Below are 22,657 nucleotides of genomic sequence, written 5' to 3'. Positions count from 1 at the left end.
TCGTTTTACCGCGTTATATACATTGTAATCCAAATGTCTAAACAAAAACATTAGCTAAAAATAAATAAATGCAAACATTTATGTCATTATCTAGTTGTACTTATTACAAAGAAGTAACAAGATAAGCTCAACTTATTAATCCTTTCCGACGGCACAATAAATGTCACTACGTAATGCACTTCAGCTTCTGTTACTCGCCTCTTTGTGGGGTGGCTCATTCTTGTTTATGAAAATCGCGGCAAATTCACTCGGACCAGCAGTATTGATTGAAGCACGCGTATTATCCGCTGCGTTATTTTTATTGATTGTATCTATTTTCATAAAGCGTAAATTATTGTTATTGAAGCATAAAAAACACTTTTTTATCTTAGGGCTTTTTAATACCGCTCTGCCCTTTTTATTTTTCGCTTATGCCGCGCAAACACTTAACGCATCTACCTTATCAATATTAAACTCCACCTCGGCAATTTGGGGCGCGGTGATTAGCGTATTTTGGACCAAAACAGCATTGACTAAAAACGCGGTACTAGGACTAATGCTAGGCGTTATTGGTGTGACTGTATTGGTCGGTTGGAATGGCGAACATTTAGGAATGGATGCGACTTTGCCAATTATCGCTGCTATTTCGGCATCAGCTTGCTATGGAATCGCCAGTAATTACTCGCGTACGGTTAGGCAGATTACCTCATTTGACAATGCGCATGGCAGTATGTGGGCAGCGGTATTAATTGTTTTGCCGCTGGTATTTTTTATCCCCATACGTGAAACACCAACATTAGACATCAGTTTATCTGTTGCGGCTCTCGGGGTTTTATGTACTGGCGTTGCTTATTTGCTTTATTTTAACTTGGTTGCCAATATAGGTGCGGCATCTGCGCTTTCTGTTACCTTTCTAATTCCCGCTTTTGGTCTATTCTGGGGATATGTAGTCTTGGATGAGCAAGTTGGATGGAATACGCTATTTGGAACTATTTTAGTACTTTCAGGTACCACTCTCGTAACCGGTTTCTCATTTCGTGCGTTAATCGATAACCGAAAAGCTAGATAATCTAAGCTGCTAGATGCTTTATTATTCAATACATAGCTTTGCAGTACATTGTTTTTCAACATATTGCTTTTCAACACATAATTTTTCAACTCATAGCATTGGTACGATTTATGAAAAAAACCTCTACATTACTATCTTGTACCATCTTAGTGCTTGCTATTGGGCTAGTGGCTTGCTCCTCGCTAAAGAATGACTTATCTGCAGATAGCGATAATGTTATCGGCTTTATTACAACAAAAACATTGCCCGAGGCGAGTGGATTGGCTGCTTCACGCCTGAATCCCAAAACACTCTGGAGTCACAATGATAGTGGTAACACGCCTTCTTTAATTGCTTTTGATCAACAGGGAAATTTTCAGGCTCAAATTTATATCAGCGGAGTTAAAAATAACGATTGGGAAGACTTAGCGACATTTGAATATAAGGGGCAGCACTATCTGCTGATTGCTGATACTGGCGATAATTCCGTAAGCAGAGATGAATATCAACTCCATGTCATTCGTGAACCAAAAATAACCGAACAAACCACCTTAACTGTCAGTCCGGAATGGACAATTCGTTATAATTATCCAGATGGCGCACACGATTGTGAATCCGTCGCGGTCGATCAAGTTAGTGAAAAAATACTATTACTTTCTAAAAGAGATGAGCAGCCAATTTTGTTTGAACTGCCTTTAACCAATAACGCTTCAAGACCTGGTCCTGATGCTTCAATAAATCAGCAGACTGAAAAACAGGTCGCCAAACAAATTGCACTGCTGGATCCATTGCCTAACTCTAGTAATCCACCATTCAGCCTTATTAATTTATTTGGTTACGCAATGATGCCAACCGCAATGGATATCTCAAATAATGGGCAGTTTATCACTATACTCACCTATAATAGTGCCTTTGTATATAACACTCATCAATCGAACAATTGGGCTGAAATACTACGCTCCACACCAACTCAAATAGAATTTACTCCACTTAAACAAGCCGAATCAATTGCATTTAGTTCAGACAACCGACATATTTATATTACCTCTGAAAAACTGCCTGCGCCCATTTTAAAGATAGCCGTTACTAAGTAACTGATTTTTAATTTACTAATTAAGATATTATCGATAATGAATATTGAACATTTAAAACTGTTTATCAGAATCGCTGCCAGCAACAATATAAGCCAAGCAGGACAAGAGCTTGGTTTATCACCTGCTGTAGCAAGCGCACATGTCAATAAACTAGAAGAAGGTTTGGGAGTTAGGTTAATTCATAGAACGACTCGCAAAGTCTCTCTTACCGAAGAAGGCATTGATTTTCTTCCTCATGCAGAAGAGGTACTGGCAACGGTTGATGCAGCAAGAGCGTCGGTAGGTACTGGTAAGCTATTACCTCAAGGCACATTACGCGTTACAGCTCCGGCTTCTTTTGGTCGAATGCACCTAATACCCGCCTTAAGAGAATTTTTACTTGCTCATCCAACCCTTTCTATCGACTTACGTTTATCTGACGCAATTGTCGATCTAGTAGAAGGTGGATTTGACGTAGCATTAAGAAATGCTGAGCTGAAAGATTCAAGTTTAATCGCCAAAAAATTAGCATCCGATAACCGAATAATTTGTGCCTCGCCAGACTATCTGGCCAATTTTGGCGAACCGAAAACACCACAGGATCTACTTCAACACCAGTGCATCAATTTGAGGGGGTTAGATCACTGGTTGTTTAAAACACCAACAGGGGAAATAAACATAAAAACCAAAGGTAATTTCAGAACCGATCATGGCGAAGCGGTTCGAGATGCTTGCGTACAGGGGATAGGGATTGCAATGAATGCTAGATGGAGTGTTTATAAGCATTTACAAAGCGGTGAATTAATCCAGATCTTAAAAAACTATCCCTTAATATCACACTCGGCTATTTGGGCAGTTTATCCAAGTTCTCGATTACTTGCGCCAAAAGTGCGAGCCTTTATTGATTACTTCGCCGACTATTATGGTGATCCTCCATACTGGAATACTACAGTGTAACCAACCAGCACTAAATCTGAGGGAGCCGTGACAGTAATATTCAACGAATCCCTCTTTCTATCTGTTCTAAATCCCTATCTGCTCTAAATCCCTATTTGCTCTAAATAGCTCTTTGAGCTAAATATCTATCTACTCTACATAACTATTTGATTTAAATAACTAATTCACCTAAACAACTCACTGATCGAAATAATTGTCTCATCTAAACAACTATCCCAATTAAACAGCGGCCTTAGTTAGGCAGCGATTTCGTGCCAGCGATAATTTTATCTAAGCCACAAATTATCTTGTTGGCATTGCATTTTTTAGTTCTTCTTTAGTCAAAACACCATCTGAGTTGCTATCGGCTCGTTGGAACAGCTCATCAGCTGACGGTGGTTTAGGCCCATGATCTCTGTCTCCTTTAGGTTTTGGCGCACAGGCACTAAGGCTAAAAGTTAAAATCGCTAGTATTGCAACAGTATAAATTTGTATAAGTTTACGTTTCATGATCCATTCTCATGTTATTTAACCAAGCTTTACTATTGATTATAAACATGCAGAAAATAAGGAGAAATAATGGAAATAGTTAAACTATTCATATAAGAACAAGAGAAACAGATTAACATTAACACCAATTATGTAATTTAATTACAAAAAAACAACATTATCACGAACAAAAAATAGATCTTGATCACACTTTAGCTTTAGTTTATCTTATGCATACTAAATTAAGTAATTTAATTACAAAGAGGTTTACTTATGTTATCTGTGATCAAAAATCTATTTATCTCCCAAAAAGACTATGCTGGCCGTGATGTTGATGCGGTTATAATGCGACTCGCAGCACGCACAGGCACTGATACTTTCGCTTGGTCGTATCTTACCGAATTAGCTGTGTACGAAAATACAGTAAACGGAATGCGTGTCTATCCACATGAACTTGCCAAACATGCTGCTTAAAAGCAGCCATGTTTAGTCTTGGACTAAATGCAACCCGTGTGGTAACGCGTCACCAAATGCGCGCTTAGATTCGGTTTCGTCCATCGGTTTGACTTGCTGAACTAATTCTAACCACGCCTCAGGTGAACGACTTTTATGCAGTTTTTCGATAACTTTTGTTCTGATGTCATCCGAGATATCAAATAAACGGTCACCGGTTTTTCGACACATCATAACGGCAGAGAAACCAATAATCGGTTCTTTAATCCAATTTTGCTCTAACAGAGTCGGTAACCAATGCTCAACTTGCTCTCTAGGCAGCACAGAATGCTGGCTACCATACATAAGCTGACGAGCAGCCAGTCGACCCAACGCCCACCAATGAGCTTGTGCGAATTGAGATTCGTTCACCGCTTTATTCATAAACCACTTAGCCATCAATGTTTTATCTTCAACATCAAGATGCTCTAAAGAGGCGGCTAAACGCACCATTGCTTCATAACTTTTTTCTTGCGCTTCTTTCGCTACTTTCGGATTACGTAATGATCCCGGATGCAAATATTTAACAATATCAGTCGCAATAGTCTCTTGTTGCTGCTTATTTAAGCCACCTGCAATACGTCGCCAAAATACCCACCAATCACTCCAACCTTGGTGGTTTTGATATTGAATGCCTTGCGGATAAAGACCCCAAACCTGTTCAATACGCCATGTATCTGTTGGATCACCAAAACCCGGTCGTAACGCATAGCCAGATAGTCGAAGCCAGTTACGTTCATGCTGCTCCGACCGTCGTCTACGTTTTCTACCTTTGGCAAAGGCATCGAATAGTTGCCTAGAGATAGAAAAATCCCACTCAGCTCGTTTGCCTAACTTATGTTCTAGTTGTTTAACCAGCATTTTTATCGCTTTGGGATCGGCACTTTTTTTATTGCCACTGTAGATAACGGCAATCAGATCTAATGCAGATTGAAGATTTGGTGATCGAGTGTCTGGCTCTTGTTCAGATGCTTGTTGATTTCTTACTTCGAACTCTACTGCCCAGCGTTGTTGGTCATTTTCTATACTCACACATTCCAACTGTAATGTACCCACTTCTGTTAACTTGCAGGCAAGTTGAACCTCTACTCGCTGTTTTTGGTTAGCATGTAATTCTGTGTTGTTTTTCTGTGTTTCGGTACTGTCTAATGTGGTGATATAAGGCGGTAAAGGAGTAAAAATATCGGTATTAACTGCATAAATAGCGCCGTTGGTTGGCGGTTTATTATCCGTTAATACATTGTGGATCGAGGTTAGTAAATTAAATCGTACTGGCTCATCAAGAGTAAGAGAAAACTTACGCCCTGATAGACGAATTTCCTGCCCTTCTTCGATACCTTTTGCCAATAGACACAAAGCATTACCGAAACCTTTTTTCTCCGCTAAATGAAGAAAGTAAGAACGAGCCGAACCTCCACCAATTTTTAACTGCGCACCTCGGCGAGCTTTAGCAAAAGCAACCGCACCCAATGCAACCGCGAGATCTGGATGTGGATTATCCAGCACGGTTACAGGCGCACCACGCCACTGGGTCAAAATACCAGTCAGCTTATCTGTTACTAATTCACTGTTAAACACGCCACCATTGAGCAGTAAACCAGCAGGAACAATTGGTTGATCTGCTTTGAGATCATGAACAGAACGATCATTCTGCTTCGAATTATCAACTTGCCAACCTAAAGCACTTTTTGCTACCGATTGGTGTTGAGTGATAAATTCGGCAATATGCTTGGTAACCGCAGGATCAGCCACGTAAGGCAGGCCAAACTCAATAACCGCGCTGCGTCTTTTGTCTGGTAAATCAGTAATACTGCTGCTTGGAAAAAAGCCCTCAAGCACAATTTGATGAACTTCTTGTTTAGATAAATCGACACTTTTTGTTCCACCAATCAAACGCGAGCCACTGCCTAACATGGTGATTTTTACCTGCTGTTGGTCATTTCGACTCAACAGGCTTTCTTTCGCTTTACGAGTTTGCTGAATAAGTTTAGACAGACTTGAGGCATTGAGCTTTTTTTGATTACTAAATCTTTGCTCCGCGAGATGAGCCAATGCAAGATCGAGATTATCTCCCCCCAACATCAAGTGCTCACCAACGCCAATACGATTTAACGCAAGTTCACTGTCATTAAACTTAGCTTCAATTAGGCTTAAATCGGTGGTTCCGCCACCAACATCACAAACCAGAATTAAAGGTATTTCTTGTAACTCTGTGTTAGCAGAATCAGCATGGCGAGCATACCAGTCGTAACAAACCGCTTGTGGCTCTTCTAATAGAACCACATTGGTCAAGCCGGCTAACTTAGCCGCTTTTACGGTGAGTTTACGCGCACTTTCATCAAACGAAGCTGGCACAGTTATCACAACTTCTTGGTTTTCCAACACATTAATTGGATTATGATAATTCCATGCTTGCTTAACATGGTTAAGATAACTGGCGGTCGCCACTAGCGGAGAAACTTTATCAACATCTTGACTGGCAACCCAAGGCAAAATATCAGACTCTCGATCGACACTTTGATGAGACAGCCAACTTTTTGCGCTTGAAACCTGACGACCTTCAACTTTAGCGCCAAGTTCCCTAGCCCACTCGCCAATAATTGCAAAGTCAATATCGCCTTCAACGCGTTGATTTTCCCAAGGTAATACCATGTCGCTCTGTGACACTTGACCTTGAGCAGGATGAAAACGAAATGAAGGCAACAACGGTTTACGGCTCACTTCACCCGGTGCGATTAATTGATCTATTTCGAATATCGAAATTGGCGAATCTTTAAGCTGCTGAGTAATTTCACTGTACGCGACAACAATATTAGTGGTACCTAAATCTATACCGACCAAATAACGCGGAGTAGCCATGACACTTCCTTTTTAAACCGATTTTATTGAGCAAAATCTTGTTTTGCTCATGGTACTAAACCTACCGCTCGTTAACTTTCTCGAACATCAAATTCAACGTGCCATTTTTGACCGTTGTCAGTGGCAATCGCTTCGAGATAAAGCGTCCCTAATTCGCTCACGCGCGAAGCCAACGTAACCGGCACAATGTCGCCACTGTTTCGTCCATCAGTTGCTTGCAATGTAACTTGTATTTCTGGTAATTCTTCCAGTTCATCGGGTTGCCAAAAATCCAAATGCGTTCCGGCTTGATCTTCACGCCGAGTCGTTGAGCCATAAAATTGGAACTGGACCGGTTGACCGATAATCAAACCAAACTCTTTGTTTTCAACTTGGCAATGAGAACCCTCTTCCATTCCAAATGGCGCAACACAAATCGCTTCCATTGGCGCAGGAAAACCAGGTATAGCCGGCATGGCGCTCTCAATCCCTACGTAATAGCTGCTGGCAATACCGCCGCGAATACGCACGCCGTCGCCTTGCCTAACCGCACCGTAATAACAAGCACCACTAGCCACTGCTAGGTCTAGATCTAAACCGGTTAACTTTTTCGCTACAGGGCTATTTACTTGTCCAGGACTGTTCGTTTGTTCAGGACTGTTCGTTTGTTCAGGACCGTTCGCTTGTTCAGAATTGGCCGCTTGTGCAAGCCAGGAATTAATCGTGTCAGTAAGACGCGTTTCTAGTAAGCTCGATTTCAGTACACCACCATTAAATAGAATAGCAGTTGGTTTGATAAATTCTAACGCTTGAGGCTGACCAAACATTCCTGCGAACACATCTTGTGTTGCGTTATTTTGTTTGCATAAAAACGCCGCAATATGACGCGTTATCGCTGCATCTTGTGCATAGGGTAGACCTATTTGCGTTAATGCGCTGCGCGCTTTCTCTACTGGGTGTTGATCTATCGTCACTTGAGGGAAAAAACCTTCCACCAACGTCTGTTCAACTTCTTGTTTAGTCAATTCTGTTTTCAGTGTGGTACCTAACAGTTTTGATCCGCGACTTGGAATGACAATCGGCACTGATTGCACATCAGAATCTTGCAATAAGATCTCTTTTGCGTCTCGACACGCTTGCGTTATGGCCTGGATTTGCCATGGTTGCATCTCTTTACCCTGTTGAGACATCTTCATTTTGATACGATAAGCAAGCGCAAGATCCATGTTGTCGCCGCCAAGCAAAATATGCTCACCAACCGCCACTCTATTTAGATTGAGATTCCCTTCTTCTTCAGTCACAGCGACTAAAGATAAATCAGTTGTTCCGCCTCCAATATCGACCACTAATACTACATCACCAACTTCTACTTCATTTCGCCATTGGTCTTCATTGTTGTTGATCCAACTGTATAGGGCAGCTTGTGGCTCTTCTAATAATGTAAGGTGCTTTAAACCAATATTTCTCGCGGCTTCCGCGGTTAAATCTCGAGCAGCAGGATCAAAAGAGGCCGGAACCGTAATCGTTATCTCTTGGTTTTCAAGTAAGTGTTGCGGATGGCTATGATTCCAAGCACTTTTTAAATGGTCTAGATACGTTTTGGTCGCCGCAAGAGGCGAAACTTTGGCAACTTCTTCAGGACTACCTTGAGGAAGAAACGCACTGCGGCGATCTACGCCAGCATGGCATAACCAAGACTTTGCACTCGCTACAAGTCTGATCGGTGTTTTTGCACCCAAGTTCCGAGCAACGGCACCGACTAAAGCATTTGGCTCAGTGGTCCAAGGCAGTACTCTAGAGCCTTCACCCATTTCATAGTCAGATGCTTGATACAAAAATGAACCCAGTTGAGAGAGTTCTTTTACCTGACCCGGACCAACGAGCTGAGGCACTTTAAAGGTTTTGACCACGGAATTTTCCGCGTCAATTTCCGCATAAGAGAGAACGCAATGGGTGGTACCTAAATCAATACCAATGCTGTATTTTGCTTCATTATTCGCAGAACAAATGTTTTCCATTAAAGCTCAACCTCTGCTGGTGCAATAACAGAAGCGTCATAGTTCTCTGATAATTTAGGTAGCGTTATTTTATCAGCCTTCCAACCGCGATGAATCAAAGTACCACTGAATGGAGCATTGCCTGTTACGTTGCCGATCAAACGCACTAATTGAGGGTTGAAACCTTCTTCAATTGTCACTCGAGACTCTTCTTCTTGCTCTTTAATAGGCGATAAAGAAACGTATTCTGACAGCACTTTCTGACCACCTGCATGGATAACTCGTGCAGCCGCGCCCACTTCATCATCAGAGAATCCGCCTAAATCTTCCTTAAGAAAATCAATCAATCTGGCTTCTTGTTGCATAATTGCCAACAACTGCATTGCAGAGTCGGTAGTTGCGGTCTTCAATTTGGATTCAACTTCAACCACTTTCTCTACGACTTTCTCAACCTCAACCACTTTTTCTACTTCAACAATCTTCTCTACTGGTTTTTCCACTTCAACAATTTTTTCTACTGGCACTTCAACGGTTTTCTCAATAACTTTAGATTTACGTGCAACAGCAATAATAAGTAGTAAAAGCGATGACGCCGCAAGGCCACCATGAAGCATATCAAAAGTAGTAGGGATCAAATTTAAGTCAAAAATCATTTTACGCTCTCTTCAAATGGAGTTTCTAAGGGTGCTTTACACATTGTCGTACAGCAACCTGTAAAGTATCAACAAATAATTGGGAGTATTGTCCCATAATTCAAGATTGTTTGGGTGACAAAATTTGTCTGGTTAGTCGATTCTTGCGACTATACTGAATTAAACACTGTCAACTAATAGCAAACGTGAATATAGAAATGTAATATTTCACTCTGATTTGTACAGTTAGCGTAATCGCTATGATATAAAACTGGTTATATCCATTATAAAAAACAAATTAACAATAAAAACAACGGATAAAAATTGAGCACATCACTTTGTAAGGCACTAGAATTAAGCAACATTGACAAATGGTTCGGTGATTTTCAAGCCTTAGACCAAATCAGTCTTTCAGTAATGCAAGGCGAAATCGTCGTTATTTGTGGCCCTTCTGGCTCGGGAAAATCAACACTTATCCGCTGTATTAATGGCCTTGAACAATACGACGCAGGCAATATCACGGTACTCGGCAGCGACAATCTTTCTAAACAGAGAGGTAAAGTCGGTATGGTATTCCAACATTTCCATCTTTTTCCACACCTAACCGTATTGCAAAATCTAACCTTAGCGCCAATACGAACATTAAAACTGTCCCAAGACGAAGCCAACAGCCGTGCGATGCATTTTCTTGAGTGCGTTGATATTGTCCAACAGGCCGATAAATATCCAATACAATTATCAGGTGGTCAGCAACAGCGTGTCGCTATTGCTCGCTCACTTTGTATGAAGCCTTCGATTATGTTGTTCGACGAACCGACTTCGGCTCTTGACCCAGAAATGATTAATGAAGTGCTTGATGTGATGGTTGAGTTAGCCCAAGAGGGTATGACCATGATTTGTGTTACTCATGAAATGGGCTTTGCTAAGAAAGTTGCCGATCGAGTTATTTTTATGGATCAAGGGAAAATAATAGAAACCGCCCCACCAACACAATTGTTCAATCATCCACAACATCAACGCACTCGTGCTTTTTTAAATCAAATATTAAGCCATTAATATGAGACGTGTATTTAAACCCGTTTTATCCGCCTTAAGTCAAATTGTCTTGTTACTGATAGGCGTATATTGGTTACTCAGCCACGGTGCAGAAGCAATGGGTTACACTTGGCAATGGGATAGAGTTGGCGAGTATATTTTGATCTTTGAAGATGGAGAATGGTGGTCAGGTGAATTGATTGACGGCCTACTCGTAACCATCCATATTTCACTGTTAAGCCTGATCGCGACCTTAATCATAGGCTTAGTTACTGCTTTACTCAGATTATCCGATTCAATTGTTGGCAGAATGCTTGCCAGAAGTTACATAGAGTTGATCAGAAACACGCCGCTATTGGTGCAAATTTACTTACTTTATTTTGTTTTTGGCCCTGTAATTGGACTGGATCGATTTTCTACCGCCGTATTAGCATTGGCTTTATTTCAAGGAGCCTACACAGCGGAAATAATTCGCTCCGGTTTAAACAGTATCCCTGCCGGTCAATTTGAAGCTTCTCGTTCTCTTGGACTGTCAGGCTTTAACACGTATCGCGATGTCATATTGCCGCAAGTAATTCAAAAAACGTTACCGCCTCTGACCAATGAAGTGGTTTCCTTAGTCAAAAATTCATCTATTGTTAGTGTAATGGCTATTTTTGATTTGACTACTCAGGGGCGTAATATTGTCTCTGAAACAGCGATGCCATTTGAGATCTGGTTTACTGTTGCAGCTATTTATCTTCTATTAACTCTGTCGCTATCCGCTTTTGCGGCACTACTTGAACATAGGCTTGGTGCGCAATGGCGAACCCAATAATAGAAGAACAGCATTTTTCACAATAACAAAAAGTTATTACCAGCCCATACTTAATACTTAATACTTAATACTTAAAGATACAAATACGGATAATAAGCAAAAATGGAGAATCTGCATGAAATTAATTAAAAATGCGTGTATTGGCCTATTAGCATCACTATTATCGCTGCCCACTGTAGCGAATACGACTAATTTAGACGATACCTTAAACTTAGACGAAATCAATCAGCGTGGGACTTTAAGAGTCGGAATGTCTACTTTTGTTCCTTGGGCTATGCGAGATAAACAAGGCGAATTAATTGGTTTTGAAATCGATGTAGCAAAACGATTAGCTGAAGATTCAGGATGGAAGATTGAATTTGTTCCCACCGCATGGGACGGTATTATTCCTGCTCTTCTTGGCAAGAAGTTTGATGTTATTATCGGTGGAATGTCGATTACCCCAGAACGCGCCAAAAGCGTTCTATTCAGCACTCCTTATTCTCATTCAGGTGTTCAAGTAGCCGCCAATAAGGAACTCGCTGCCGGATTTAGTCAATTTAGTGATTTTAATTCTCGCAAAATTAAAATAGCGGCGCGGCGCGGTGCCTTCACCGTTCAAGTTGCACGCGAAACCTTCCCTAAAGCGAAAATTTTACAATTCGACGATGATGCACAAGCCTTTCAAGAAGTATTGAATGGCAATGCACACGCCGTAATCGCTTCTAGTCCAAAACCAGAACAAGAAGTGATTAAAAATTCACAAGTACTGTTCTTACCTTTCAGTGAACGATTATCAAAAGGCAATGAAGCGTTTGCAGTGCGTTTGGGCGAAGAAGATAAAAAAGCCTATTTTGATCAATGGATCAAAGCGAGAACCGAAGATGGCTGGTTACAACAACGCTATGAATATTGGTTCGCTACGTTAGATTGGCAAAACCAGATAGCACAAGGACAATAAACACATTGAGCACGACAGGTAGCTTGAGTACAACCAGTAGAAAAAAGCCAACACCGTTGCGTCCACCGCGTAGATTAGGCCGATTAGATTATATCCTAATTGGCCTAATCGCATTGACGATTGGCTGGTTATATTACCGCTCATCCATTGGTATTAATTATCAATGGAACTGGGCAAATGCTATTGAGCTTATTTTTACTCCGCGAGCCAATGGCGATATGCCGTATTTTTTTCAAGGCTTGATGTACACTTTACGCCTGAGCATTTGGGGCGTGATTTTCTCTGTTGTTTTAGGCGTGATTTTAGGTATTGCTAGGCATGCCAACAACGCTGTTTTTCGCATGTTGGCGACGGCGTATATTCAATTAATTCGCAATATACCGCCTTTAGTTTTTGTCTTTATCTTCTACTTTTTTATCTCTAATCAACTCATTCCGTTACTCGGCATGGATCAAATATTTAGAAATGCTTCAACTGATCACGCGACTATTTGGACCATTCTTTTTGGCCAAGCGAGTTTATGGGAAAACCTGTTTTCTGGTGTTTTTTGTGTTGGCTTACTTTCTGCCGCTTATATTGCTGAAGTAGTACGAGCAGGATTAGAAGGGATAGAGAAAGGCCAATGGGAGGCAGCAGATGCACTTGGATTATCAATTTGGGCCAAATATAGATACGTTATCGCGCCTCAAGTTATCAGTGCAATCGCCCCTCCTCTTGCGGGACAGGCTATTTCATTAGTAAAAGATTCGTCTATTGTTTCCCTTATTTCAATACAAGAATTGACCTTTGTTGGTACCGAAATGGCCAACTCATCAGGACTTATTTTCGAAATCTGGTTATTAGTTGCCTTAGCTTACTTTGGTTTATGCTTTAGTTTATCTCTGCTGTTTTCTCACTTTGAAACCGCCAGCCGTAAGCACTTAGCTAAATGATTTAACGCTGTTTCTAACCACTAAAGTTGGTTCTAACTGAACCTGTGTAACCTCTTCATTGCTTTTATCAATGCGGTTTAACAAGGTATCAACAGCCGTTTTACCTAAGCGGAACTTTGGTTGATGAATAGTCGTCAGTGCCGGTACCATAAATTGGGCAATATCAACATCATCATAACCAATTACCGATATATCTTGTGGAATTCGAATGCCTTTTGCATGGGCTGCATTAATCAACCCCATCGCCATCATATCATTACAGACAAAAATGGCCGTTGGCAGCGGGCCTTTTTCAAATAGAGTATTAAAAGCATCGTAGCCACCATCGCACTCAAAGTTGGACGGTATTACCCAATTTTTGTTTAGCTCTAGGCCTTGATCTTGCAATGCTTGTTTAAATCCTGCGAAACGTATTTTAGCTTGATAACGTTCTAATGGCCCGGTGATACAACCAATTTTTGTATGTCCATTCTCGATCAGATGCTTGGCGGCCATGTAGCCACCAAGCTCTGAGTTATCTTTTATTTTATCGCTAGGAAAATGGGTTTCACCCCAATCCATCACCACTGTTGGGATATTTTTATAGCGATCAAAAACATCTAAATGTTGCCCTTCTAGGGTCGAACAAAGCAGTAACAAACCATCTACTCTCTTTTCCAGTAGAGTATTTATCGAATCCTTCATTCGAGCCTGATCCCCTTCAGTGTTACACAGAATAAGATTGTAGCCTTGTTGATAACAACGCCGCTCTACTCCTTTTACTACTTCGCCAAAAAAAGGATTCGTCGAGGTAGTCACTAACAAACCGATGGTACGAGTTCGGTTCATCTTCAAACTTCTCGCCAAAGCTGAAGGTGAATAATTAAGCTCGATGGCTGCCTTTTCCACGCGTTCAGTTATTGCTTCACTTACATAACGGCTTTTATTGACTACGTGACTCACCGTTGAGGTTGATACCCCTGCTAATTTCGCAATATCCTTCATCGATGCCATGCCACTACCTTATTCAATTTAAAAACGTCGTCAGCTTAACGTTGTTTTCATATTAATGCTCATTTTATATTAACGCTTTGATTATATTGACACTCTCTTTGCTAACAAGCTTCAATAAAATCGTTTACCTCTTGTCGAGTAGGAATTGATGTTTGTGCGCCAAAACGCGTCACTGATATTGCCGCAGCAGCATGCGCGAACTGAATTGAATCATGCAAGTCTTTACCTTCTAACAATCCTGTTACTAATGCGCCATTAAATGTATCGCCAGCAGCAGTAGTATCGGTAACGGCGACTTTAAAGCCGGGAATGATCTCGCCTTCACCGGTTGCCTGACTCAACCATACCCCTTTCTCGCCGAGGGTAATCAATACGGTAGCAATACCTTTTGCATGTAGGACGTTCGAGGCTCGCCTTGCGGATACTTCGTCAACGACAACCACACCGGTTAGTACTTCCGCCTCGGTTTCATTGGGAGTAATAATATCAATGCAACTAAGTAGTTCATCTGTCAATGGTTTGGCGGGAGCGGGGTTTAGCACCACTTTAGTCTGTGCTGATTGAGCCGTTTTAGCGGCAAGTTCGATTCCATCCAGCGGTGTTTCTAACTGCATTAACACTAATTCTGCTTGTTCTATTGAAGGTAAATAAGGTTGAATACGCTTCGCGTCTAATTTTGCATTCGCTTCGGCTGAGAGACAAATACTATTTTCTCCGGTTTCAGCCACTTGGATCATCGCTATGCCGGTTGGAGTGTGTTGCTCAACCAATACTGCGTCGGTATTAATGCCTTCTTGGGCAAAACTCTGTTTGATACCAATACCAAAATCATCATCGCCAACACTAGCAATAAAAGCAATATCGGCACCTAAACGTACCGATGCGATAGCTTGATTCGCTCCTTTACCACCTGCTATAACGCGATATCCATTACCATGGAGGGTTTCGCCGGGCCTTGGAAAAGAGGGGACTTTTAAAACATGGTCTGCATTCACGCTACCAACAACAATCAGTCTACTCATAGATTCAACCTATTATGTGAAAATTTACTTATTATATGTGAAAGGTTACTTATCAGTTTTAGGGCAAGTATCGCTTTACAATCCATTGGCTGTTTAGGTCAAAACCTACTCACCAAGCAATCAGAAATACACATTAAACGTGTACAAAAATTTGAGTGAATACCGTCACTCTCTGTCAACAACACAGAGAGTGACGACTCGATTAATATCACTGAGTTAAACGATTATTTAAGAATCAATTTTAGAGGCACAGGAATGTACGCTTCTACTTTTTCGCCTTTTAGAATTTTATCTGCAGTTTCAATACCTAACGCACCAATCAGCTCTGGTTGCTGAGCAACGGTCGCGGCTAAATCGCCACGCTTGACGGCAGCAACACCATCATCCGTACCATCAAAACCCACAATCATCACCTCTTTTCCAGACGCTTGTACAGCACGAAGTGCACCCAACGCCATCTCATCATTTTGTGCGAATACGGCTTGCACATCTGGATTTGCCGCTAATAAATTTTCCATAACATTCAAACCTTTAGTGCGGTCAAAATCGGCAGGCTGGGTTGCCAATAATTCTAATTTGCTACTATTTACTGCATTCATAAAGCCTTCACCACGTTCACGTGCTGCCGAGGTGCCAGCAATACCTTCTAACTGAATGACTTTTGCATTATTACCGATGGCTTCAACAATAAAGTTACCGGCAAGTTCACCACCAACCACGTTATCTGAAGCAATATGGCTAGCAACCTCACCACGGCTTGCTCCGCGATCTAATGTTAATACTGGAATATCAGTTCGGTTAACCATGCGAATGGCATTGGATACAGCATCTGAATCGGTTGGATTGATTAGAATGGCTTTCACCCCTCTAACGGTTAAATCTTCGATGTTTGAAAGCTCTTTACTTGGATCATTTTGTGAATCAAGCACAATAAGCTTATAACCTAACTCCTGTGCTTTCTTCTCCGCACCATCTTTCATAGAGACGAAGAATGGATTATTGAGCGTTGATACCACTACGGCTAATGTATCTTCAGCGAATGCACTAGCACTCATTGAGGCTGATAGAACGGCAGCTGATAAAATAGTTGCGATCTTTTTCATTGTTATAGTCCTTTGTTTCGTAGGGGAGTTAAGTTCAAACTTAACTCATGTTATTAACGTTAAAAGTTAGTACAGTTGTTTATTGTTCACTTGCTTAGGTATTCAATTACTTGTTTTTATTGTCTACTAAAACTGCCAGAAGAATCACAACGGCTTTTGCAATCATCTGATAGTAAGAAGATACATCTAACAAATTCAATGCGTTATTTAAAAAGCCAATAATCAGCGCACCAATTAATGTGCCCATAATACGCCCACGTCCCCCTGCTAAACTGGTTCCTCCCAATACCACCGCCGCAATGGCATCCAGTTCATAAGCCATTCCTGCGGTTGGCTGAGCGGAAGATAAACGTGAAGTCACGATAATTCCGGCCAGAGCGGCAAGTAGGCCACAAATGGCATAAACACCAATTTTTACGCGATCAACATCTATACCAGAGAGACGAGTGGCCGACTCATTACCACCAAGCGCATACACATAACGTCCAAACCGAGTGTGGTTTAGTACATACCAACCTGCTGCAAACACGATAACCATAATCCAAACTGGTACTGGAATACCTAGCGTATAACCCGTTCCAAACCATGCGAATGCATCGGCTGTATCGGTAAAGCCTGTTGATATTGGTCGTCCGTCGGTATAAACCATTGTGACCCCGCGCAATAAGGTCATCGTCACTAATGTCGCAATAAAGGCTTGTACCTTACCTTTAGCGATAATAATGCCACTGATTGCACCTAGAGCCGCACCAGCCAATAACGCGGTAGGAACAGCAATAAACACCGACACTTCCATCGCCACTAGACTGGCGGCAAAAGCGCCACTAAGAGCAAGAACGGAACCAACACTTAAATCAATACCAGCGGTAAGGATCACTAATGTCATCCCCACGGCAATAATGGCATTCACCGAGGTTTGGCGTAAAATATTCAAGATGTTATCGACTGTAAAAAAATACGGGTTAAGAAATGACACTACTGCAATTAAAAACAGCAAAGCTATCAAAGACTTTTGTTCTATTAACCACTCTTTTGTAATCCATTTTTTATCTTGCATTGGCTCTATCTTTTTCGTTGTTGTATGGTTAGTCATGCTGCTACCTCACTGGCGTTCTTACCAACGGCACAAGCCATAAGTTTTTCTTGGTTGGCATCTTTTGCAGCGAATTCACCGCTAATGCGCCCTTCATGCATTACAATAATACGATCGCTCATCCCTAATACTTCTGGCATTTCTGACGAAACTAAAATAATGCTCATCCCTTCGGCTTTAAATTTATTAATAAGTTGATAGATTTCCTTCTTTGCTCCCACATCAACACCGCGAGTTGGTTCATCTAAAATTAGTACCTTAGGACTGGTCATTAACCCTTTAGCAATCGCAACTTTTTGTTGATTACCACCAGATAAATTACCGATAATTTGATCGCGAGTCGGCGTTTTTATGTTGAACAAGTTGATAAAGTTCTCGACCGATTTAACTTCATCTTTATGCTGTATTTGAATGCCTTTGCTCAATTTATCTAGGCAGCTCAATGACATATTTTCTTTTACCGACAAACTCAGTACCAAGCCATCGCCTTTTCTATCTTCCGATATATACGCAATGCCTTTCGCTAAACCTTCTTGGGCGCTTCGTGGATTAATGACTTGGCCATCTAACATTACTTGGCCCGCTTGTTTAGGACAGGCACCGTAAATCGCTTTCATTAACTCAGTACGTCCCGCGCCCATCAGGCCAGAAATACCCAGAATTTCGCCTCTATCTAACGAAAAGCTGACGCCATCAACACCTACTGCAACCAAATTTTGTACTTGCAAACACGGTGCTCCGTGTCCAGCATTAATTCTGGGGTATTGCTCTTCAAGTTTGCGCCCAACCATCGATTCAATCAGTTGATCTTCGTTGGTTTCTGAAACCTTACATTGCTTAATAAACTTGCCATCGCGCAAAACGGTAATGTCATCGCAGATCTGGAAAATTTCTTTAAGTCGATGCGAAATATAAACAATGCCACATCCTTGCTGACGCAGTTCATTGATAACGCTGAACAATGACTCCGTCTCGGTATCAGTAAGTGCATCGGTCGGTTCATCCATAATGATCACTTTAGAATCGAATGACAGTGCTTTGGCAATCTCTACCATCTGTTGTTCGCCAAGGCTCAATTCGCCAAGTGGCTTTTTAGAACTGTGTTTTACATTCAATCGCGCCAGTAACGCATCTGCTTGCTTAAACATTTCGGGCCAGTTAATGCGCCCCAATCGGGACACTATTTCACGCCCCAAAAAGATGTTTTCCGCAATGGTCAGCTCAGGAATAAGATTTAATTCTTGATGAATAATGCTAATACCTGCTTCCTGAGAATGTTTCGGTCCATTAAACTTAGCCTCGACGCCTTGATAACGAATATCACCAGCATCTAATGAATAAATACCGGTTAGTACTTTCATCAAAGTCGATTTACCGGCTCCATTTTCACCAAGCAGCGCCATCACTCGACCTGGGTAAACTGTAAGGCATGCGTTATCGAGTGCTTTCACACCAGGAAAGGATTTATCAATTCCATTCAGCTCTAATATCGCTTTAGTCATTCTTATTCCCCACTTCACTGGTCATTAAAACGTCACACCGGTTTGAAAAATAACGTTAGCGTAAGGAGTGCACTCTCCCGTCCGTACTACCGCTTTACTGCCAAAAGACCGCTCTTTAAACGCCTCATGAGAAACATAGCTGACGCTGATTTTTTTGCCTGTTTGCTGGCTATCTTTTTCCAATAAAATGAGAAGTTGCTCATGAACCAGAGGGTTATTGTGTTTCGTTTCTTCTGCTATCACTACCCCTTCAATTTGAGATTCACTGAGTAGAACTTCGACAGTATGAAGAAAACTAGGCATACCTTGGGTTAACGCAAGATCGATGCGTTCAACACCATCTGGCACAGGCAATCCTGCATCCGCTATGGTAATTTCATCTGTGTGTCCCAATGTGGCAACAAGGTAAGAAAGTTGCGAGTTTAGCAGGCGTGTCTTTTTCATATTGATAACCTAAGTGTGTGCAACCAAATTTATTATTGTTGCTTTATTTTCTGCAACAAGCGAAGTCATTAATTTTCATCGAAACGTTTCGATATAAAAATAAAACCATCGATACGTTTCGATGAAATATAACGGCTAACAAAAAAAATACACCTTAACAAAAAACAATGTGTGATAAAGATCGTTAAAATCAACAGAACAGTCGATAAAAAACAGAGGTCCATCACTTAGTAGAGAGAGTTTAGCGAGCAATAAGCAAAGTTTTACGGGCACTAAAATTAGGCAGTAGAATTAAAAAAACCACCTTGCGACAGCAAGGTGGTTGATATTGTTTATGTCATTACTGGAAAATACGGCTCAGCAATATAAATATTAAGTACTACTTTAAAATACGAGCTCTAAATTTGCGCCCTTTCAGTTTGCCATTTTCTAATTTTTTAAGTGCCGCTTTCGCCACATTTTTATGCACAGCAACATAAGAACGCATATCAAATAAGTTGATTTTGCCTACTTTCTTACCATCAATACCATCTTGTCCGGTTAATGCCCCTAAAATATCACCAGCACGCACTTTCTGTTTTTTACCGCCAGAAATTTCTATGGTAATCATTTCCGCTTGGTAAGTTGGCTCGCTTAACACCGCTTCATTTGGCAAAGAAACTGGAGTAATCGGCATATCCATATATTCATCGATTAAGGCGACGCGATGCATTTCGTTGTTGCTAAATAAACTGCATGCCATTCCCTTGCTACCCGCTCGACCAGTACGACCGATACGGTGTACGTGAACTTCTGGGTCTCTAGAAAGTTGATAGTTAATAACCATATCTAAATTATCGACATCTAATCCACGAGCAGCAACATCGGTGGCAATAAGTATAGAGATACTTTTATTGGAAAACTGGACTAATGATTGATTACGGTCACGTTGTTCTAAATCACCATGCAAATCAATAACATCAAATCCTTCTTGGTATAGATCTTCCGCAACTTCTTGTACTTCACGTTTGGTGTTACAAAAAATAACCGCAGATTCTGGACGATGTTTTAACAGAAGTTTTTTCACCGCATTTAAACGATCGGTGTTGTCACCCACTTCGTAAAAAAATTGGCTAATGCTTGAATCATCATGGGTTGCTTCCACTTTTACTAATTCAGGCTTTTGCATTATACGATCGGCAACCGCTTTGATTTGTTGTGGGAAGGTGGCACTAAACAGTAATGTTTGACGCTGAGATGGTGCCTGACTAATTATCGCGTCAAGTGCATCTTGAAAGCCCATATCTAACATTCGATCTGCTTCATCTAACACCAAAGTATTCAGCTCGGAAAGATCAATTCGGTCTCTTTCAAGATGATCTAAAATGCGTCCCGGCGTACCAACTAAAATATGCGCACCGTGTTCAAGTGAGCCAATTTGCGGCCCCATTGGCATACCGCCACACAAGGTAAGCACTTTAATATTGTGGATGGCACGAGCCAGTGTTCTGATCTCTTTTGCAACCTGATCGGCCAACTCTCTTGTTGGACAAAGTACCAACGACTGAACTCTAAAACGTTTTACATTAAGATTGGTTAACAAACTCAGCCCAAATGCCGCCGTTTTACCCGAGCCGGTTTTCCCTTGTCCAATAACATCAACACCTTTTAGCATTAAGGGTAATGCTTTAGCTTGTATTGGAGTCATTGATGTATAACCAAGAGTGTCCAAGTTTTGCAGCAATGCAGGCGATAAAGTGAGAGTAGAAAATGGAAGCTGGCTCAAAAGAGTATCCTTCAGTTAGAGAGTGACGAATTGCGAAGCGCAAGATAACTGTATCGTATGTCTATTACAACCATTAGTTATGTTTGCGCTACTGATAAATTGGTCTTAATGTCTTTATTCAAGAATTCTAGCAGATAAGCGCCTGTTTACGTCTTATGTTAATAGAATTAGCCAAGTGACGGTAAATAACCGACAGTAATTAAAAACTGGGCTGAAACGATCATTACGCCAAAAGACAGAACGACTACTAACGGAACTGCGCCACCTTTCACTCTATAAGTTGCTTGATAGCGGCTATCGTTTCTTGATTTTACGATCATCGCGACTGGAAGAAATAGCGCTAACACCGCTAAAGCGATAGCTGCGTACCCAAGTGCCATAATAAAACCTTGCGGATAAAACAGCGCAAAACACATTGGCGGCAAAAATGTGACCAACGCCGAAATAATACGGTTCTGTTTATCTGCATTTTTATTTAGTGAATCACCAAGATACTCAAACAAGCCTAGGCTAACCCCTAAAAATGAAGTAAGCAGTGCGAGATCAGCAAAAATTCCGATAATTTGCTCAAGCTGGCTAAAGTGGATCTTTGTGGCCAAAGCAGAAATTAGAGCCGTTAACCCTTTGCTTTCGATTAATTCTTGTTGACTAATAACGCCCAATGTCACGACTTGCCAAAACAGATAAACCACCAAAGGAATCGCCGATCCAATCACCACTGCTTTTTTCAGCGCTTTGGTATCGCCATCCAGATAATTTACAATGGCAGGAATACTGCCATGAAAACCAAAAGAGGTAAATATGACTGGAATAGAAGCGACAATAAGTCCTTGTTGCAAAGGCATGTTAAGCAGATAAGATTGTGTCACATTGGGAGCGAGAAAGAATAACACAACCACCATCGCCACCAATTTCATACTGAAAAGAACGCGATTAATGTGATCAACCGTTCGTGTTCCAACCGTAACAATAAAGGCAACAATAGCGGTAAAGATAATCGTGGCCATCGAGCCACCCACCTCTATCCCAGTTAACTGGGTAAGCCTACCGGCAAATTGCGCACCACCACCCGCGATATACGCGGAACAAAGTGCATAAAACAAGAAGAGCATTGCAATACTTGCAACCCATTTCCCTTTTCCACCTAAAAATTGCTCGGCCAAAGTATGCAAAGTTGCGTTTGAAGGGGCATGTTGATGAAGTTCTAACATAAGTAGTGCGGTATAAGTCATCAATAACCACAAGACTAGCATTATGCTAAGTGACGCTACGAAGCCAATTCCAGAGGAAGCTAATGGAAGCGCAAGCATACCTGCGCCTATGGTCGTCCCAGCAATAATTAAGGTACTACCTAAAATCTTCGATTTTGTCATTGTATATTTTTCTTTACAGTATGCGTGAATGAATCAATTACCCCATCAACCTTTAGTTTATATGCAGTAATAATTGACTACTAAGGCTGAATTGTGTCGTATGTGACAGCATACTTCAAAAGAATTTGTAAAATTACGAATAGCGATGTGTATT

At 41.3% G+C, this 22,657-nt stretch carries 20 protein-coding genes; 8 read left to right on the top strand and 12 right to left on the bottom strand.

The features are described 5' to 3' along the window. Positions 1–160: 160 nt before the first annotated feature. The 3 genes from ACLKML_RS00510 to ACLKML_RS00500 all read left to right on the top strand — a co-directional run bounded on the left by ACLKML_RS00510 (position 161) and on the right by ACLKML_RS00500 (position 3,057). Positions 161–1,048 carry a DMT family transporter gene (locus ACLKML_RS00510; RefSeq protein ID WP_413283144.1) on the top strand — a complete coding sequence of 296 codons (888 nt, stop codon included), beginning with the start codon at positions 161–163 and terminating at the stop codon, positions 1,046–1,048. Between the two features lie 110 nt (positions 1,049–1,158). Beyond that, complete coding sequence (locus ACLKML_RS00505) at positions 1,159–2,121, top strand: hypothetical protein (RefSeq protein ID WP_413283143.1); 963 nt, start codon at positions 1,159–1,161, stop codon at positions 2,119–2,121. A gap of 36 nt (positions 2,122–2,157) precedes the next feature. Further along, the gene (locus ACLKML_RS00500; RefSeq protein ID WP_413283142.1) at positions 2,158–3,057 is read left to right on the top strand and encodes a LysR family transcriptional regulator; all 900 of its coding nucleotides are present in this window, start codon (positions 2,158–2,160) and stop codon (positions 3,055–3,057) included. Positions 3,058–3,339: 282 nt separating this feature from the next. Here the strand turns inward: ACLKML_RS00500 and ACLKML_RS00495 are convergent, their stop codons facing one another. Beyond that, positions 3,340–3,546 carry a hypothetical protein gene (locus tag ACLKML_RS00495; RefSeq protein WP_413283141.1) on the bottom strand — a complete coding sequence of 69 codons (207 nt, stop codon included), beginning with the start codon at positions 3,544–3,546 and terminating at the stop codon, positions 3,340–3,342. Between the two features lie 252 nt (positions 3,547–3,798). On the opposite strand from ACLKML_RS00495, the gene ACLKML_RS00490 reads away from it, so the two are divergent. Next, positions 3,799–3,999, top strand: coding sequence for a hypothetical protein (locus ACLKML_RS00490; RefSeq protein WP_413283140.1), 201 nt, complete (start codon positions 3,799–3,801; stop codon positions 3,997–3,999). Positions 4,000–4,011: 12 nt separating this feature from the next. On the opposite strand, the gene ACLKML_RS00485 is transcribed toward ACLKML_RS00490, so the two are convergent. The 3 genes from ACLKML_RS00485 to ACLKML_RS00475 all read right to left on the bottom strand — a co-directional run bounded on the left by ACLKML_RS00485 (position 4,012) and on the right by ACLKML_RS00475 (position 9,505). After that, entirely contained in the window at positions 4,012–6,876 is a 2,865-nt protein-coding gene (locus ACLKML_RS00485; protein WP_413283139.1) for an Hsp70 family protein, read from the bottom strand. A 71-nt stretch (positions 6,877–6,947) separates the two neighbouring features. After that, on the bottom strand, positions 6,948–8,873 hold the full coding sequence (locus ACLKML_RS00480; protein WP_413283138.1) for an Hsp70 family protein: 1,926 nt from the start codon (positions 8,871–8,873) through the stop codon (positions 6,948–6,950). Next, on the bottom strand, positions 8,873–9,505 hold the full coding sequence (locus ACLKML_RS00475; RefSeq protein WP_413283137.1) for a DUF2760 domain-containing protein: 633 nt from the start codon (positions 9,503–9,505) through the stop codon (positions 8,873–8,875). Before ACLKML_RS00475 ends, ACLKML_RS00480 begins: the two co-directional genes overlap by 1 nt. A gap of 303 nt (positions 9,506–9,808) precedes the next feature. Here ACLKML_RS00475 and ACLKML_RS00470 point away from each other — a divergent pair, with 303 nt between their 5' ends. From ACLKML_RS00470 to ACLKML_RS00455, 4 genes are all read left to right on the top strand, one after another. Continuing rightward, entirely contained in the window at positions 9,809–10,540 is a 732-nt protein-coding gene (locus tag ACLKML_RS00470) for an amino acid ABC transporter ATP-binding protein (RefSeq protein WP_413283136.1), read from the top strand. A gap of 1 nt (position 10,541) precedes the next feature. Further along, positions 10,542–11,336, top strand: a complete 795-nt coding sequence (locus tag ACLKML_RS00465) for an amino acid ABC transporter permease (RefSeq protein WP_413283135.1) — start codon at positions 10,542–10,544, stop codon at positions 11,334–11,336. A gap of 115 nt (positions 11,337–11,451) precedes the next feature. Then, positions 11,452–12,276, top strand: a complete 825-nt coding sequence (locus ACLKML_RS00460) for a transporter substrate-binding domain-containing protein (protein WP_413283134.1) — start codon at positions 11,452–11,454, stop codon at positions 12,274–12,276. 5 nt (positions 12,277–12,281) lie between these two features. Beyond that, positions 12,282–13,208 (top strand): amino acid ABC transporter permease, encoded by a 927-nt coding sequence (locus tag ACLKML_RS00455; RefSeq protein ID WP_413283133.1) that lies wholly within the window; start codon positions 12,282–12,284, stop codon positions 13,206–13,208. Here ACLKML_RS00455 and ACLKML_RS00450 read toward each other — a convergent pair. The 8 genes from ACLKML_RS00450 to ACLKML_RS00415 form a co-directional block, all read right to left on the bottom strand. Continuing rightward, positions 13,197–14,201: a substrate-binding domain-containing protein gene (locus tag ACLKML_RS00450; RefSeq protein ID WP_413283132.1), complete on the bottom strand. Its 1,005-nt coding sequence runs from the start codon at positions 14,199–14,201 to the stop codon at positions 13,197–13,199. The genes ACLKML_RS00455 and ACLKML_RS00450 overlap by 12 nt on opposite strands. 101 nt (positions 14,202–14,302) lie before the next feature. Continuing rightward, positions 14,303–15,223: a ribokinase gene (gene rbsK / locus ACLKML_RS00445; protein ID WP_413283131.1), complete on the bottom strand. Its 921-nt coding sequence runs from the start codon at positions 15,221–15,223 to the stop codon at positions 14,303–14,305. Between the two features lie 224 nt (positions 15,224–15,447). Further along, the gene (gene rbsB / locus ACLKML_RS00440; RefSeq protein WP_413283130.1) at positions 15,448–16,326 is read right to left on the bottom strand and encodes a ribose ABC transporter substrate-binding protein RbsB; all 879 of its coding nucleotides are present in this window, start codon (positions 16,324–16,326) and stop codon (positions 15,448–15,450) included. Between the two features lie 106 nt (positions 16,327–16,432). Beyond that, positions 16,433–17,419 carry a ribose ABC transporter permease gene (rbsC, locus tag ACLKML_RS00435; RefSeq protein WP_413283129.1) on the bottom strand — a complete coding sequence of 329 codons (987 nt, stop codon included), beginning with the start codon at positions 17,417–17,419 and terminating at the stop codon, positions 16,433–16,435. After that, a complete protein-coding gene (gene rbsA / locus ACLKML_RS00430; RefSeq protein WP_413283128.1) occupies positions 17,416–18,921 on the bottom strand; it encodes a ribose ABC transporter ATP-binding protein RbsA in 1,506 nt (501 codons plus the stop codon). Before rbsA ends, rbsC begins: the two co-directional genes overlap by 4 nt. Positions 18,922–18,945: 24 nt before the next feature. Further along, positions 18,946–19,365 carry a D-ribose pyranase gene (gene rbsD / locus ACLKML_RS00425; protein ID WP_413283127.1) on the bottom strand — a complete coding sequence of 140 codons (420 nt, stop codon included), beginning with the start codon at positions 19,363–19,365 and terminating at the stop codon, positions 18,946–18,948. 379 nt (positions 19,366–19,744) lie between these two features. Beyond that, positions 19,745–21,130: an ATP-dependent RNA helicase DbpA gene (gene dbpA / locus ACLKML_RS00420; protein ID WP_413283126.1), complete on the bottom strand. Its 1,386-nt coding sequence runs from the start codon at positions 21,128–21,130 to the stop codon at positions 19,745–19,747. A 167-nt stretch (positions 21,131–21,297) separates the two neighbouring features. Beyond that, positions 21,298–22,503: an aromatic amino acid transporter gene (locus ACLKML_RS00415; RefSeq protein ID WP_413283125.1), complete on the bottom strand. Its 1,206-nt coding sequence runs from the start codon at positions 22,501–22,503 to the stop codon at positions 21,298–21,300. Positions 22,504–22,657: the final 154 nt, after the last annotated feature.

Source organism: Vibrio sp. MA40-2 (assembly GCF_047302445.1).
GTDB lineage: Bacteria > Pseudomonadota > Gammaproteobacteria > Enterobacterales > Vibrionaceae > Vibrio.
The sequence above is the reverse complement of the archived record's forward strand: the minus strand, read 5'-3'. Positions and strand labels throughout refer to the sequence as shown.